The organism is Nocardioides sp. AN3, assembly GCF_054653495.1.
Map to the genome: position 1 here is coordinate 34,886 of NZ_BAAIGC010000024.1, position 16,048 is coordinate 50,933.

Sequence of the window (16,048 nt, forward strand, 5' to 3'; positions counted from 1 at the left end):
ACGCATGCCGTCCGTCGTCCACAGCTTCGACCCGCCCGAGCGCTTCGTGGCGGGGACCGTCGGCGAGCCCGGCTCGCGGACCTTCTTCCTTCAGGCGAAGTCCGGGCGGCAGATGGTGAGCGTCGCGCTCGAGAAGCAGCAGGTCGCGCTCCTGGCCGAGCGCGTCGACGAGCTGCTCGACGAGGTCACGGGCCTGGCGGAGGGCGTCGTGCCGGCCGTCGCGCCGTTCGAGCTCGACGACAACGACCCGCTCGACCAGCCGATCGAGGAGGAGTTCCGCGCCGGCACCATGACGCTGTCGTGGGACCCGGGCGACGAGCGGGTCGTGATCGAGGTCTTCCCCGTGGACGAGACGGTCGCCTTCGTGTCCGAGACGCCCGAGGGCGAGCAGCAGATCGAGGTCGAGGAGTCGGAGCCCGACGAGGTGCTGCTGATCCGCATCACGCCCGGGCAGGCGCGGGCCTTCGCCAAGCGCGCCCAACAGGTCGTGTCGGCGGGCCGGCCCGACTGCCCGTTCTGCGGGGGACCGGTCGACCCTGCCGGCCATCTGTGCCCCCGCGCCAACGGCTTCCGGCGTCGAGACCCCTGAGTGAGGGTCGGATGAGTGTCGAGGTCGAGCGCAGCCCTGAGGAGGGCGAGCTGGTCCTGCGCGGACGGATCATGCCGGCGTCGAACCTCACCTTCGTCGGCACGCTGCGCTCGGCCGCCGGTGCCGACGTCGAGGTGGTCTACAAGCCGATCCGGGGTGAGCGCCCCCTCTGGGACTTCCCGGACGGCAACCTGGCCCACCGGGAGGTCGCGGCCTACCTCGTCTCCGAGGCGCTCGGCTGGGCCATCGTGCCGGAGACGTGGCTGGGCGCCGGCCCCCATGGCACCGGGATGATCCAGCGGTGGTGCGAGGTCGACGAGACGCAGGCGGCCGTCACGATCGTGCCCGAGGGGGTCCTGCCCGACGGCTGGCGCCACGTCTTCGACGGCTTCGGAGCCCACGACCAGCCCGTGTCGCTGATCCATGAGGACACCGACGCCCTGCGGCGGATCGCCGTGTTCGACGCGGTGATCAACAACGCCGACCGGAAAGGCGGCCACGTCCTCGAGATGGCCGATGGCCACCGTCACGGCATCGACCACGGCATCTGCTTCCATCGCGAGCCGAAGCTGCGGACGGTGCTCTGGGGCTGGGCCGGGGAGCCGCTGACCGGCCCCGAGGTCGACGGCGTACGCCGGCTCCGCGGGCTGCTCGAGGCCGAGCTCGGGCAGGCACTCGAGCCCCTGCTGTCCGGGTGGGACCTCGACGCTCTGGTGAGACGCTGCGACCGGCTGCTGTCCCGCGGCACCCTCCCCGAGCCCGGCGACGGCTGGCCGTCCGTCCCGTGGCCCCCTTTCTGACGTCGAAGACCACCGCGCAAGTAGAGTTCGGCGCATGCGTGCCTGGACCAGCCCCGAGTTGCCCTCCCTTGCCGTCACAGGGCCCGAGGTCGCACTCCACGACACCGCGTCCGGCATGCTCACGACCGTGGTGCCGGAGCGTTCCGACGGCACGGCGACGCTCTACGTCTGCGGCATCACGCCGTACGACGCGACGCACATGGGCCACGCAGCGACCTACATCGCCTTCGACCTGCTGCAGCGCGCCTGGCGCAACGCGGGCCACCCGGTCCTCTACACCCAGAACGTCACCGACGTCGACGACCCGCTGCTCGAGCGCGCCTCGCTCGTCGGCGTGGACTGGGTCGAGCTGGCCGAGCGCGAGACGGAGCTGTATCGCCAGGACATGGAGGCGCTGCGCGTGATCGCGCCGACGCACTACACCGGTGCGGTGGAGTCGATCCCCCTCGTGATCGCGCTCATCGAGCGCCTGCAGGCGGCCGGCGCGATCTACAGGGTCGACGACGACCTCTACTTCTCGGTCACGGCCGACCGCGACTTCGCCGCGGAGTCCAACCTGACCCGCGACCAGATGCTCGAGATCTTCCCCGACCGCGGCGGCGACCCCGACCGACCCGGCAAGAAGGACCCGCTCGACTGCCTCGTGTGGCGGGCCGAGCGACCGGGGGAGCCGTCCTGGCCCTCGCCCTTCGGCCCCGGGCGGCCCGGCTGGCACATCGAGTGCACCGCCATCGCGCTCGAGCACCTCGGTGGCACGTTCGACGTCCAGGGCGGCGGGTCGGACCTCGTCTTCCCGCACCACGAGATGTCCGCCGGGCACGCGCACGTGGCGGGCGAGGGCTTCGCACGGGTGTATGCCCACGCGGGCATGGTCGGCTACGACGGCGAGAAGATGTCGAAGTCGAAGGGCAACCTCGTCTTCGTCTCCGCCCTCCGCAACAGCGAGATCGACCCGATGGCGATCCGGCTCGTGCTGCTGCGCCACCACTACCGCTCCGACTGGGAGTGGACCGACGACCAGCTCTTCGACGCGGTCGACACCGTCGCCCAGTGGCGCAAGGCGCTCTCCCTGGGTCGCGGCGCGCCGGCGTCACCCGTCGTCGAGGACGTCCTCGAGGTGCTCGCGGCCGACCTCGACGCGCCCGCCGCCGTCGAGCTGGTGCAGGGCTGGGTCGACGCGACGCTCGGCAGCGACGGCCTGGCCGACACCAGCGACGCCACCGCCGGCGCCACCATCCGCGACCTCGTCGACGCCGCGCTCGGCCTCAAGCTCTAGTCGACGCCACGGCACGCGCCGAAGCGAAGCGGAGGCGCAATCAAGCACCGCCTACTCATCCTCCTGGCGGCGTTTGAGGTAGCGCTCGAACTCGCGGGCGATCGCCTCGCCGGAGGCCTCGGGCAGGTCGGCGGTGTCCCGGGTCTCCTCGAGGGCACGGACGTACTCGGCGACGTCCTCGTCCTCCTCGGCGAGCTCGTTCACGCCGCGCTCCCAGGCGCGGGCGTCCTCGGGGAGGTCGTCGAGCGGGATCGAGATGCCGAGGAGCTCCTCGAGCCGGGCGACGAGGGCGAGCGTCGCCTTGGGGCAGGGTGGCTGGGCCACGTAGTGCGGCACGGCGGCCCAGTAGGAGACCGCCGGCATGTCGATCTGGTCGCAGGCGTCACCGAAGACACCCACGATGCCGGTCGGACCCTCGTAGGAGGAGACCTCGAGCTTGAGCCGGTCGACGATGTCCGGCTCGGTCGACGTGCCTGAGACCGGGATCGGCCGTGTGTGGGGCGTGTCGGCCAGCAGCGCGCCGAGCGTCACGACGAGGGATCCGCCGAGCTCCTCGACCGCCGCCAGCAGCTCGGCGCAGAACTGGCGCCAGCGCATGTTGGGCTCGAGCCCTCGGATCAGGATCACGTCGCGGTCGAGATCAGGCGGAGAGGCGATGGCGATACGGGTCGTGGGCCAGGTGATGCGGCGCATGCCCCGCTCGTCGGTGCCGGTGTAGGGCCGGTTGACCTGGAAGTCGTAGTAGTCCTCCGGGTCGATCTCCCCGATGACGCGCGCGCTCCACACGCTCATCAGGTGGTCCACCGTCGCCGAGGCCGCGTCCGCGGCGTCGTTCCACCCCTCGAACGCGGCGATCACCACCGGGTCGGTGAGCTCGGAGGTCTGCTCGATCTCGATCACGCGTCAACCCTAGTCGCGCGACGATTCACGCGCCGGTGTCGGGCGGTGGAAGGATTCTGTGCGGTATCAGCATCCGGCAGCCCCGTCCATCCACTGGACGTTGTCCGTAGCCTGGAAGGCGCCGGATCCCGAGAGGAGCCCCATGACCGAGCCGACGCGTGATCACCGACCCGACGCGACCGAGGCGCTCGCCGCCACGCTGCGCGAGCGGATCATGGTCATCGACGGCGCCATGGGCACCGCGATCCAGCGCGACCGGCCGGACGAGGCCGGCTATCGCGGCGAGCGGTTCGAGGACCACCCGAGCGACCTGATCGGCAACAACGACCTGCTGACGCTCACCCAGCCCCAGATCATCGAGGGCATCCACCGGGAGTACCTGGAGGCGGGCGCCGACATCATCGAGACCAACACGTTCAACGCGAACGCGGTCTCGCTGGCCGACTACGGGCTGGAGGACCTTGCCTACGAGCTGAACCTCGAGTCCGCCCGGCTGGCACGCCGTGTCGCCGACGAGTTCAGCACGGCGGCGAAGCCGCGCTACGTCGCCGGCGCGCTGGGTCCGACGACGCGCACTGCCAGCATCAGCCCCGACGTCAACGACCCCGGGGCACGCAACGTGTCCTACGAGCAGCTGGTGGCGGCGTACACGACGGCAGCGCAGGGCCTGGTCGACGGTGGCGCCGACATCGTCATCATCGAGACGATCTTCGACACGCTGAACGCCAAGGCGGCGATCTTCGCGGTCGAGAGCCTGTTCGAGGCCGAGGGCCGGCGCTGGCCGGTCATCATCTCCGGCACGATCACCGACGCGTCCGGGCGCACGCTGTCCGGCCAGGTCACCGAGGCCTTCTGGGACTCGGTGCGCCACGTGAGGCCTGTCGCCGTCGGCCTCAACTGCGCCCTGGGGGCGAAGGAGATGAGGCCCTACATCGCCGAGGTCTCCCGGCTCGCCGACACGTTCGTGTCCTGCTACCCGAACGCCGGGTTGCCCAACGCCTTCGGCGAGTATGACGAGGGGCCCGCTGAGACGGCCGGGCACCTGCACGAGTTCGCCGGCTCAGGCTTCGTCAACCTCGTCGGCGGCTGCTGCGGCACCACACCCGCCCACATCACCGAGATCGCCAAGGCGGTCGAGGGACTCACCCCGCGCACGCCCGCCGAGGTCGCTCCCGCCATGCGGCTCTCGGGGCTGGAGCCGTTCGCCATCACCGACGACAGCCTCTTCGTCAACGTGGGCGAGCGGACCAACATCACCGGATCGGCCCGCTTCCGCAACCTCATCAAGGCCGGCGACTACGACACCGCGCTCTCGGTGGCCGCCCAGCAGGTCGAGAGCGGCGCGCAGGTCATCGACGTCAACATGGACGAGGGCATGATCGACGGCGTCGCCGCGATGGACCGCTTCCTCAAGCTGGTCGCCTCCGAGCCCGACATCAGCAGAGTGCCCGTGATGATCGACTCCTCGAAGTGGGAGGTCATCGAGGCCGGGCTCCGCAACGTCCAGGGCAAGCCGATCGTGAACTCGATCTCGCTGAAGGAGGGCGAGGAGAAGTTCGTCGAGCACGCCCGCCTGTGCCGCAAGTACGGCGCCGCTGCCGTCGTGATGGCCTTCGACGAGGACGGGCAGGCCGACAGCCTCGAGCGCCGTCAGCAGATCTGCCGACGCGCCTACGACATCCTCACCCAGAAGGTCGGGTTCCCGGCCGAGGACATCATCTTCGACCCGAATGTCTTCGCGGTCGCGACCGGCATCGAGGAGCACGCCGCCTACGGCGTCGACTTCATCGAGGCGGTGCGCTGGATCAAGCAGAGCCTCCCGGGTGCGAAGGTGTCCGGCGGCATCTCCAACGTCAGCTTCTCCTTCCGCGGCAACAACCCGGTCCGCGAGGCGATCCACGCTGTCTTCCTCTTCCACGCCATCGAGGCCGGCCTCGACATGGGCATCGTCAACGCCGGCGCTCTGGTCACCTACGACCAGATCGATCCGGAGCTGCGCGACGCCATCGAGGACGTGATCCTCAACCGGACCGCGGACTCGCTCGCGGCGACCGAGCGGCTGCTGACGCTCGCCGAGCGGCACCGAGGCAGTGGCGAGCAGCAGGAGGCGGCCGCCGAGGAGTGGCGCGACCTGCCCGTCGGAGAGCGGATCACGCACGCCCTGGTCAAGGGCATCGACGCCTTCGTGGAGGGCGACACCGAGGAGCTGCGCCAGCAGATCGCCGAGCGCGGTGGCCGCCCGATCGAGGTGATCGAGGGCCCGCTGATGGACGGCATGAACGTCGTCGGCGACCTGTTCGGAGCCGGCAAGATGTTCCTCCCGCAGGTGGTCAAGAGCGCCCGGGTGATGAAGAAGGCCGTGGCCTACCTCATCCCGTTCATCGAGCAGGAGAAGCTCGACAACCCGCAGTTCGCGACCGCCAAGGAGACCAACGGCACCGTCGTCATGGCGACGGTGAAGGGCGACGTCCACGACATCGGCAAGAACATCGTCGGTGTGGTGCTGCAGTGCAACAACTACGAGGTCGTCGACCTCGGCGTCATGGTGCCCGCCCAGAAGATCCTCGACACCGCCCAGGAGGTCGGCGCCGACATCATCGGTCTCTCCGGCCTCATCACGCCGTCGCTGGACGAGATGGTGGGCTTCGCCAGCGAGATGCAGCGCCTCGGCATGGACATCCCGCTGCTGATCGGCGGCGCGACGACGTCGCGCGCCCACACGGCGGTCAAGATCGACCGGGCCTACGACGGGCCCGTCGTGTGGGTCAAGGATGCCTCCCGCTCCGTCCCGACGGCCGCCGCTCTCCTGAGCGCGGAGCGCCGGCCGGTGCTGATGGCCGAGATCAAGGCCGACTACGATGCGCTGCGCGCCCGGCACGCCCAGAAGTCCGAGCGACCCCAGCTGAGCTTCGAGAGGGCCAAGGCGAACGCGACGCCGATCGACTGGTCGTCGTACGTCCCGCCGATGCCGGCGACCCCGGGAGTCCACCGGCTCGCCGACTACGACCTCGCCGAGCTGCGCGAGTTCATCGACTGGCAGCCGTTCTTCAACTCCTGGGAGATGAAGGGCAAGTTCCCCGACATCCTCAACAGCCCGACCACCGGTGAGGCGGCGACCAAGCTCTACGAGGACGCCCAGGTGATGCTGGATCGGATGATCGCTGAGAAGTGGGTCACCGCTCACGGCGTCTATGGGCTGTTCCCCGCTGCGTCCACCGGCGAGGACGTCATCGTCTACGACGACGACCGCACGACCGAGCGGGCGCGCCTGCTGGCGCTGCGCCAGCAGGGAGAGCACCGGGAGGGCATTCCGAACCGGTCCCTCGCCGACTTCGTCGCGCCGGAGGGCTCGGGGCTGCAGGACTGGGTCGGCGCCTTCGCCGTGACGGCCGGCATCGGCCTGCCGGCGAAGGTCAAGGAGTTCAAGGAGGCCCTCGACGACTACTCGGCGATCCTGCTCGAGTCGCTGGCGGACCGACTGGCCGAGGCGTTCGCCGAGCGCCTCCACCAGCGGGTCCGGACGGAGTTCTGGGGCTACGCCGCGGAGTCCGACAAGACCAACGACGACCTCATCGCCGAGCGCTACCAGGGCATCCGCCCGGCTCCCGGCTACCCGGCATGTCCCGACCACACCGAGAAGCGGACCATCTGGGACCTCCTCGACGTGGAGGCGAGCGCGGGCATCGAGCTGACCGAGTCGATGGCCATGTGGCCTGGCGCGTCCGTCTCCGGCGTCTACTACAGCCACCCGCAGGCGCAGTACTTCGTCGTCGGGCGGCTCGGTCGCGACCAGGTCGCCGACTACGCCGAGCGCAAGGGCTGGACGCTGGCCGAGGCCGAGCGGTGGCTCTCCCCGAACCTCGGCTACGACCCGGAGGACTGATGCCGCTCGCCGCCGTCCTGTGGGACATGGACGGCACGCTCTGCGACACCGAGCCCTACTGGATCGAGACCGAGTTCGCCCTCGCCGAGCGGTTCGGCGCATCGTGGAGCCGTGCCGACGCCCTCGAGCTCGTCGGCAACGACCTGCTGGAGTCGGGCCGCTACATCAAACGACGGATGGGGCTCGACATCTCGCCTGAGGAGATCGTCGATCTGCTCCTCGACGGGGTCGTCGAGCGCATCGAGCACGCCGTCCCATGGCGACCCGGCGCTCGCGAGCTGCTCGAGTCGCTCCACGCCGCGGGTGTGCCCTGTGCGCTCGTCACCATGTCGTGGCAGCGCTTCGTCGCACCGATTCTGCGGCAGCTGCCGGCCGAGACCTTCCAGGTCGTCGTGACCGGCGACCAGGTCGTGTCGGGGAAGCCTCACCCCGAGCCGTACGAGACCGCGGCCGCCGCTCTCGGTGTCATGCCGACGGTGTGCGTCGCCATCGAGGACTCCAACACGGGCGCGAAGTCGGCCGAGGCGGCCGGGTGCACCGTGCTGGTCGTCGAGAACCACGTCCCCGTCCTGGACGGCCCGCGCCGGGTGTTCCGCGACACGCTCGTGGGCCTCACCGCCGACGCTCTCGGCGACCTGCTGCTGCACTGACGTGCGGCCGGGCATATCCTGTCTCTGAGCCTGCTCCGGCAGGCCTCCGACCCGGGCCGCCCAGGCCCTCCGCCGCCGTCCCACAGCCGGCAGGTCGGCACCATTGCTCGACAGCCCCGTTGGCGGGGCGGCGTCGGCGTCAGGACTCGAGGTCCGCGACGACGTAGACCGACCTCACGCCCCGGGCGCGAGGCGAGGCGTGAGGTAGGAGGAGTTCGCTTGGCCGCTCAGGGGCAGCGTCAGTCCGGACGCGGGCGTTCCGGTCAGGGCCGTTCGCAGAGCCGGGCTCGACGCCAGCATGACGACGCCGGCCTGATCCCGGTGCTCGCCAAGGCTGTGCGCGAGATGGAGTCAGGCGTCCAGCGCGGCCGCTCCGAGCGCACGCGCTTCCAGGTCGTGGCGCTCCTCGTCCGCGAGGAGCGCGCCCGGCTCAAGAGCGACCCCGCACTGACCGAGCCGGCGCGTGCTGCGGAGCTGAAGCGGCTCGACGGCATCGCCAGCATCCTGGCGCAGACCGCGGCACGCGAGCCGTCCCTGTTCACCCTTCTCGCCGAGGACGCCGAGCAGACCGACGCGACCCGCCGCCTCAAGCGGGAGCTCCAGCTGGCGGCCGGCCTCGAGCCAGACCCCGAGACCGAGCAGCCGACGCGTCAGTCCTCGTCGGTCGTCCGCACCGAACGCCAGGTCGTGCCCCAGTCGGTCGCCCGCGCCCAGCTGATCACGCCGTTCATGGCGCCGGACTTCAGCGCCGCACCGGCTCGGACCGAGACGCGCCGCCTGGTCGGCTGGGAGCTGATCGGCCCGCTGCTCAACGCGTTCGAGCATCCCGCGCCCGGCGTCTCCTCCTGCATGAGCCTGCCGCCCGGCCGTCCGGCCGTGCTGCTGCCGCCGACGCTGAGTCTGATGGACCACCAGTCCCGGCTCATCGCGTCTGTCGCCGACGGTCATCGGACCTTCCTCCTCGCCGACGAGCCAGGTCTCGGGAAGACGGCGCAGTCGCTGCTGGCCGCGCAGGCCGCTGACGCCTACCCGCTGCTCGTCGTGGTGCCGAACGTCGTCAAGACGAACTGGGCCCGCGAGGCCGCACGATGGACGCCCAACAAGACCGTCAGCGTCGTGCACGGCGACGGCCAGGACGTCGACGGGTTCGCCGACATCATCGTGCTCAACTACGAGATCCTCGACCGGCACGTCGGGTGGATCGGCGACCACGGCTTCCGCGGGATGATCGTCGACGAGGCGCACTTCATCAAGAACAAGAAGTCCCAGCGCTCGCAGCACGTGCTCGAGATCGCCGACCGAGTCCGACAGCGGGTCGCCCGGCCCCTCATGATGGCGCTGACCGGCACACCGCTCATCAACGACGTCGAGGACTTCCTCACGATCTGGCAGTTCCTCGGCTGGATCACCGACAAGTCGCCCCGTCCGGCGCTCATGGCGCGGCTGGAGGAGACGGGCATGACGCCCGCAGACTTCGGCTTCTACCCTGCCGCCCGGCAGGCTGTCGTCGACATGGGCATCGTGCGCAGGCGCAAGGTCGACGTCGCCGCCGACATCCCCGCCCGTCGCATCGCCGACCTCCCCGTCGAGCTCGACGACGCCGACAGCCGCTCCATCCGAGCAGCGGAGCGTGAGCTCGCCGTACGCCTGCTGAAGCGCTACGACTCCGCTGTCGCGGCGCGTCGCGAACACCGGGGGGTCGAGGTCGACGGCATCGACCTCGAGCTCGTCCGCCGTGTCGCCGGCTGGGAGCTCTCCGACGGGGACGAGTCGACCGACGGCGACAACATCTTCGCGATGGTCCGCCGCATCGGTCGGGCGAAGGCCGGGCTGGCCGCCGACTACGCCGCGCAGCTCGTGCGCAGCGCCGGCAAGGTCGTCTTCTTCGCCAAGCACCTCGACGTGATGGACGCCGCGGGGGAGGTCTTCGCCAAGCGGGACATCCGCTACACCGAGATCCGCGGCGACCAGACCGCCTCGGCCCGGACGAAGGCCATCGACGCCTTCATGAAGGACCCCGAGGTCGGCGTGATCGTCTGCTCGCTGACGGCCGCCGGCGTCGGCATCAACCTGCAGGTCGCCTCCGACGTCGTCCTCGCCGAGCTGTCGTGGACCGATGCCGAGCAGACCCAGGCCATCGACCGGGTGCACCGCATCGGCCAGACCGAGCCGGTCACCGCCTGGCGCATCATCGCCGCCCAGACGATCGATGCCCGCATCGCAGAGCTCATCGACAGCAAGGCTGGCCTGGCGGCCGTCGCGCTCGACGGCGCGAGCGAGGAGCAGACGAGCACGACGGACATCCGGCTCGAGGCACTCGTCACGCTGCTCACCGGGGCGCTGGTCGACCGCGGCGACGGGGACGCCGAGGTCTGATCAGTCCGCGGCGAGCTCGATCAGCTTGCGTACGGTGTTGAGGTTGCGCGCGGTCGCCGGGATCCGGCCCAGGGCGCGGAACAGTTGCGCTTCCTTCAGCTCGGCCCGGCCGGCGCCCCCCGCGTACCTCAGGTGGAGCTCGCGGCCGATGACCTGCCAGCGGTCCTCGCCCGTCGGCACGGCCGCGGCGGCCTTGAGGGCCTCCGCGGTCGGGGCTGCGAGCATGAAGGAGATGTAGGAGTACCTCGGCTCGGTCACCTCGAACGGGTGCGCCTCGAGGGCGGCCACGAGCTCCTCGCGGGTGCGCGAGATCGCCTCACGGACATAGCCGAACCGCTCCTCGATCGCCTTCTCCAACGCCCGGTCGAAGTCGTCCGGGGCGCCGGGGACGTCGGCCACGAGGTTGCCGGAGGCGATGTACGTCGTCACGTTGCTCGCTCCCAGATCGGCGGCGATCTCCTTGAGGTCGGCCATCGGCAGCTTCGCCCCGCCGACGTTCACCGCCCGGATGAGGACGACACGACGGCTCACGGAGTCACCACGGGCAGCGGCGGGGGAGTGCCGCCGAACTCGGGGCACAGGCTCTGGTGCGAGCACCAGCTGCAGAGGCGGCTTCGGTTGGGCCGCCAGTCGCCGGTCTCCTGCGCGCGCCGGATCGCGTCCCAGATCGCCTCCACCTTGCGCTCGGTGGCCCGGAGGTCGGCCTCGTCGGGCTGGTAGCGCAGGATCTCGCCGTTGCCCAGGTAGATCAGCTGGAGCATCGTCGGCACGACGCCGCGAGTCCGCCACAGGACGAGCGCGTAGATCTTGAGCTGGAAGAGTGCCTTGGCCTCGAACATCTCCCGAGGGGCTCGGCCACTCTTGTAGTCCACCACCCTGAGCTCGCCGGTCGGGGCGACGTCGAGCCGGTCGATGAAGCCGCGCAGGAGCAGCTTGGAGTCCAGCACCGCCTCGACGTACAGCTCGCGCTCCGCCGGCTCCAGGCGCGTCGGGTCCTCGAGGGTGAAGTAGCGCTCGAGGACGTCGCGGCACGACTCCAGCCAGCGGCCGAGCTCCTCGCCGTCCGCGAAGAGCTCGGCGACCTCGGGGGCCGTCTCCTGCAGCCCGGACCAGGCCGGGGCGAGGAGGTCGTGGGCCTGCTCCACGGTGCGCTCGGCCGCCGGCAGGTCGAAGAGGTCCTCGAGCACCTTGTGCACGAGCGTCCCCCGGGCGGCGTCGACCGACGGCGGCTCGGGCAGCCGGTCGATCGTGCGGAAGCGGTAGAGCAGCGGGCAGGCCAGGAAGTCGCCCGCCCGGCTCGGCGAGAGAGCGCCCAGCACCTCGACGCCGTCCACCGGGGTGGACAGCTCCGCGGCAGGGGAGACGCTCGTCGTGCTCATGACCAGCACCCTAGGCGACCCCGGGGACAGTGGCGGCCAACCAGGCCGCGCCGGGGCCACGCGATCCCCGGTCGCGTACGCTCGCTGCGTGTCGTCGCCCGCCAGCCCGCCCGACCCGGGCCACGATCCCTCGCCGCGCCCACCCGGCACCATCAAGGTCGGCACCCTGGCGGGAGCCGACGTGCTCGTGTCGAGCTCCTGGTTCCTGGTCGCCGGAATGATCGCGGTCCTCCTGGCGCCCCGGGTCGACCAGGTCGCGCCAGGACTGGGCCTGTGGAAGTACGTCGCCGGGCTGGCGTTCGCGGTCATCCTCTACGGGTCGGTGCTGCTGCACGAGGCGTCGCACGCGGCGGTCGCGCGCCACTACGGCTACCCCGTCAGCTCGATCACGCTGCACTTCCTGGGCGGTGCCACCTCGATCGACGGTGAGGCGCGTCGCCCGAGCGAGGAGTTCTGGATCGCCGTCGTCGGGCCGCTCACCTCGCTCGCCGTCGGCGGCGTGGCGCTCGGCCTGCACGCACTCGGGCCCGAAGGTCTGCTGCTGATGGCGATCGAAGGACTGGCCGGCGCCAACCTGCTCGTCGGGGTCCTCAACCTCGTGCCCGGCCTGCCGCTCGACGGCGGCCGGGTGCTCAAGTCCGCCGTCTGGGGAATCACGCGCAACGTCCACCGCGGCACGATCGTCGCCGGGTGGGGCGGACGCATCGTCGCGGTGCTGGCTCTCTTCTGGCCGACCGTCCAGAGCGAGGTGCTCGGCTGGCCCGTCGGCGTCATCGACTACGTCATCGCGTTCGTCGTGGCGATCTTCCTCTGGACCGGAGCGAGCGCGGCGATGGCCTCGGCCCGGCTGCGCAGCAGGCTCCCGCGACTGCTCGCGCGCAACCTGGCTCGGCGTACCCTCTCGGTCCCCGACGACCTTCCCCTGGCCGAGGCCGTGCGTCGCGCCCAGGACGCCCAGGCGGGCAGCATCGTGACCGTCACCAGCGACGGGCGACCCGTCGGCGTGGTCAACGAGGCCGCGCTCCTGGCCACGCCCGAGGAGCGTCGGCCCTGGGTCGCCACCTCGACGGTCGCCCGCGCCCTGTCGGCAGGCCTCGCGCTGCCGGCCGACATCGACGGCGACGAGCTCATCAAGGCGATCACCCGCACGCCTGCGACGGAGTACCTCCTCCTCGAGCCCGACGGCTCGATCTACGGCGTCCTGTCGACGGCCGACGTCGATGCGGCGTTCCGAGCCGCCGGACACTAGATTTCCAGGTCATGCCCGCGACCCCCGACCCAACAGGCATGGCGGACCCAGCAGCCGAGGACGTCCCCCAGCAGGCGTGGTCCGGCGTCCACCGAGGGCCGCTGCGCGCTGGCGAGTGGGTCCGGCTGACCGACGCCAAGGGGCGCAAGCACAACTTCGAGCTGGTCCCCGGCAAGCGCTTCTTCTCCAACAAGGGACATCTCGACCACGACGAGCTCATCGGCCGCGAGGAGGGCTTCACCGTCACCTCCTCGGTGGGCGGGGAGTACCTCGTCTTCCGTCCGCTGCTCAGCGAGTTCGTCGTCTCCATGCCCCGCGGCGCCGCGGTGGTCTACCCCAAGGACGCCGCCCAGATCGTGGCCCTGGCGGACATCTTCCCCGGGGCGCACGTCGTCGAGGCCGGCGTCGGCTCCGGCGCGCTCACCTGCTCGCTGATCCGGGCCGTCGGCCCCTTCGGGACCGTGCGGTCGTTCGAGCGGCGCGAGGAGTTCGCCGACGTCGCCCGCATGAACGTGACCCAGTTCTTCGGCGCCGAGCCGCCGTCGTGGGAGCTCACGCTCGGTGACCTGGCCGAGGCGCTGCCCGCCTCGGAAGCACGGTGCGACCGCCTCATCCTCGACATGCTCGCGCCGTGGGAGTGCGTCGACGCGGCAGGCGACGCGCTGCGGGCGGGCGGGATCCTCTGCGCCTACGTCGCGACGACGACCCAGCTGTCCCGCTTCGTCGAGACGGTTCGGGTCCACGGCGGCTTCACCGAGCCCCAGGCGTGGGAGTCGCTGGTCCGCGACTGGCACGTCGAGGGGCTCGCCGTCCGCCCCGGCCACAAGATGATCGGCCACACCGCGTTCCTGGTGACCGCACGCCGGCTGGCACCCGGAGAGCGACCCCCGCGGAAGACGCGCCGGCCTGCTCCGGGAGCCTACGGACCGGACTACACCGGTCCGCGCCCCGCCGACACGCCGACGCCCTCCGCCGAGACCGTCGAGGACGCCGACGTCTGAACCGCACCGTCCCGGGTACACGGGTCGCAACGAAAATGTGATCTAGACGGTGAGAACTCCACTTCCCTTGTCCCCGACCACGGGTAGGGTCGAGGAGCACAGGAGGTGGCGCAGATGTCGACATCCGATGGTTTCTCTGCGGCGAGCGGTCGCGACCGCGACGAGCTCGAAGGGCAGGTGCGGTTCCTCGAGGCCGAGGTCCGCGACCTGCGACAGCGCCTGGGCGAGGTGCCCGGGCATTCCCGAGGTCTCGAGCTGCGGCTCGCGGACGCGCAACGTTCCCTCGCGGCCGTCACGTCACAGAACGAGCGGCTCGCCCAGACCCTGCGCGAGGCGCGCGACCAGATCCTGAAGCTCAAGGAGGAGGTCGACCGGCTGGCCCAGCCGCCGGCGGGCTTCGGCACCTTCATCGCCCGCAACGACGACGACACGATCGACGTCTTCACCGGCGGCCGCAAGCTCCGGGTGAACGTCTCGCCGAACGTGGACCTCGACGAGCTGCACCGTGGCCAGGAGGTCATGCTCAACGAGGCGTTGAACGTGGTCGCCGCGCTCGACTTCGAGACGGTCGGCGAGGTCGTCATGCTCAAGGAGATCCTCGCCGACGGCGACCGCGCCCTCGTCATCGCCAACGCCGACGAGGAGCGCATCGTGCGGCTGGCCGAGCCGCTGCTCGAGGAGGCGATCCGCGCCGGCGACTCGCTCCTGCTCGAGCCCCGTTCGGGGTATGTCTACGAGAAGGTGCCGAAGTCCGAGGTCGAGGAGCTGGTCCTCGAGGAGGTCCCCGACATCGCCTACGAGTCGATCGGCGGTCTCGCCAACCAGATCGAGGCGATCCAGGACGCCGTCGAGCTGCCCTACCTCTACCCCGACCTGTTCAAGGAGCACCAACTCAAGCCGCCGAAGGGCGTCCTGCTCTACGGCCCTCCCGGCTGCGGCAAGACCCTGATCGCGAAGGCCGTCGCCAACTCGCTGGCCAAGAAGGTCGCCGAGCGGACGGGAGCCGAGGGGAAGTCGTTCTTCCTGAACATCAAGGGCCCCGAGCTCCTCAACAAGTACGTCGGAGAGACCGAGCGTCACATCCGGCTCGTGTTCCAGCGGGCTCGCGAGAAGGCGTCCGCCGGGACCCCGGTCATCGTGTTCTTCGACGAGATGGACTCGCTGTTCCGCACCCGCGGCACCGGCGTCTCCTCCGACGTGGAGAACACGATCGTCCCGCAGCTTCTCTCCGAGATCGACGGCGTCGAGCTGCTGGAGAACGTGCTGGTCATCGGCGCCTCCAACCGTGAGGACATGATCGACCCGGCGATCCTGCGTCCCGGACGCCTGGACGTGAAGATCAAGATCGAGCGACCGGACGCCGAGGGCGCCCGCGACATCTTCAGCAAGTACCTCACGACGGACCTGCCGTTGCACGCCGAGGACCGCGCCGAGTTCCACGGCGACGCCCAGGCGACGGTCGACGCGATGATCAACGCCACCGTCGAGCGGATGTACACGGAGTCCGAGGAGAACCGGTTCCTCGAGGTCACCTACGCCAACGGCGACAAGGAGGTCCTCTACTTCAAGGACTTCAACTCGGGCGCCATGATCCAGAACATCGTCGACCGGGCCAAGAAGATGGCCATCAAGGCGTTCCTGGACTCCGGGGCTGACGAGGCGCAGAAGGGCCTGCGGGTCAACCACCTGCTGCAGGCGTGCGTGGACGAGTTCAAGGAGAACGAGGACCTGCCCAACACGACCAACCCCGACGACTGGGCGCGGATCTCCGGCAAGAAGGGGGAGCGGATCGTCTTCATCCGCACCCTCATCACCGGCAAGCAGGGCACCGAGCCAGGACGCTCGATCGACACGGTGGCCAACACCGGTCAGTACCTCTGAGGTCAGTCCCCTCTCACCCGTTTCTCGCTATCGACACCGCCACCGCGCCGGAGGATCATCGAGG

The 16,048-nt window shown here is 70.4% G+C and carries 12 protein-coding genes; 9 read left to right on the forward strand and 3 right to left on the reverse strand.

The features are described from left to right. Positions 1-4 precede the first annotated feature (4 nt). Genes ACYQ1K_RS21050 through mshC form a run of 3 tightly spaced genes read left to right on the forward strand, consistent with a single transcriptional unit; the run spans position 5 to position 2,665 of the window. Positions 5-589, forward strand: a complete 585-nt coding sequence (locus tag ACYQ1K_RS21050; RefSeq protein ID WP_459985225.1) for a DUF3090 domain-containing protein — start codon at positions 5-7, stop codon at positions 587-589. A gap of 11 nt (positions 590-600) precedes the next feature. Continuing rightward, positions 601-1,389 carry an SCO1664 family protein gene (locus ACYQ1K_RS21055; RefSeq protein WP_459985226.1) on the forward strand — a complete coding sequence of 263 codons (789 nt, stop codon included), beginning with the start codon at positions 601-603 and terminating at the stop codon, positions 1,387-1,389. Between the two features lie 34 nt (positions 1,390-1,423). Then, positions 1,424-2,665 carry a cysteine--1-D-myo-inosityl 2-amino-2-deoxy-alpha-D-glucopyranoside ligase gene (mshC, locus tag ACYQ1K_RS21060; protein WP_459985227.1) on the forward strand — a complete coding sequence of 414 codons (1,242 nt, stop codon included), beginning with the start codon at positions 1,424-1,426 and terminating at the stop codon, positions 2,663-2,665. Positions 2,666-2,716: 51 nt separating this feature from the next. On the opposite strand, the gene ACYQ1K_RS21065 is transcribed toward mshC, so the two are convergent. After that, positions 2,717-3,565, reverse strand: a complete 849-nt coding sequence (locus ACYQ1K_RS21065) for a PAC2 family protein (protein ID WP_459985228.1) — start codon at positions 3,563-3,565, stop codon at positions 2,717-2,719. Positions 3,566-3,707: 142 nt separating this feature from the next. On the opposite strand from ACYQ1K_RS21065, the gene metH reads away from it, so the two are divergent. From metH to ACYQ1K_RS21080, 3 genes are all read left to right on the forward strand, one after another. Further along, complete coding sequence (metH, locus tag ACYQ1K_RS21070; protein ID WP_459985229.1) at positions 3,708-7,448, forward strand: methionine synthase; 3,741 nt, start codon at positions 3,708-3,710, stop codon at positions 7,446-7,448. Next, on the forward strand, positions 7,448-8,098 hold the full coding sequence (locus ACYQ1K_RS21075; RefSeq protein ID WP_459985230.1) for an HAD family hydrolase: 651 nt from the start codon (positions 7,448-7,450) through the stop codon (positions 8,096-8,098). The genes metH and ACYQ1K_RS21075 overlap by 1 nt, the downstream gene beginning before the upstream one ends. A gap of 219 nt (positions 8,099-8,317) precedes the next feature. Next, positions 8,318-10,474 (forward strand): DEAD/DEAH box helicase, encoded by a 2,157-nt coding sequence (locus ACYQ1K_RS21080; protein ID WP_459985231.1) that lies wholly within the window; start codon positions 8,318-8,320, stop codon positions 10,472-10,474. On the opposite strand, the gene ACYQ1K_RS21085 is transcribed toward ACYQ1K_RS21080, so the two are convergent. Together ACYQ1K_RS21085 and ACYQ1K_RS21090 are read right to left on the reverse strand one after the other, a co-directional pair. After that, positions 10,475-11,005, reverse strand: a complete 531-nt coding sequence (locus ACYQ1K_RS21085; RefSeq protein WP_459985232.1) for a DUF1697 domain-containing protein — start codon at positions 11,003-11,005, stop codon at positions 10,475-10,477. Beyond that, the gene (locus ACYQ1K_RS21090; protein WP_459985233.1) at positions 11,002-11,853 is read right to left on the reverse strand and encodes a RecB family exonuclease; all 852 of its coding nucleotides are present in this window, start codon (positions 11,851-11,853) and stop codon (positions 11,002-11,004) included. Before ACYQ1K_RS21090 ends, ACYQ1K_RS21085 begins: the two co-directional genes overlap by 4 nt. Positions 11,854-11,941: 88 nt before the next feature. Here ACYQ1K_RS21090 and ACYQ1K_RS21095 point away from each other — a divergent pair, with 88 nt between their 5' ends. From ACYQ1K_RS21095 to arc, 3 genes are all read left to right on the forward strand, one after another. Then, the gene (locus tag ACYQ1K_RS21095; RefSeq protein WP_459985234.1) at positions 11,942-13,102 is read left to right on the forward strand and encodes a site-2 protease family protein; all 1,161 of its coding nucleotides are present in this window, start codon (positions 11,942-11,944) and stop codon (positions 13,100-13,102) included. Between the two features lie 38 nt (positions 13,103-13,140). After that, on the forward strand, positions 13,141-14,103 hold the full coding sequence (locus ACYQ1K_RS21100) for a tRNA (adenine-N1)-methyltransferase (RefSeq protein ID WP_459985272.1): 963 nt from the start codon (positions 13,141-13,143) through the stop codon (positions 14,101-14,103). Positions 14,104-14,217: 114 nt separating this feature from the next. Continuing rightward, complete coding sequence (arc, locus tag ACYQ1K_RS21105) at positions 14,218-15,984, forward strand: proteasome ATPase (RefSeq protein WP_459985235.1); 1,767 nt, start codon at positions 14,218-14,220, stop codon at positions 15,982-15,984. The last annotated feature ends 64 nt before the right edge of the window (positions 15,985-16,048 follow it).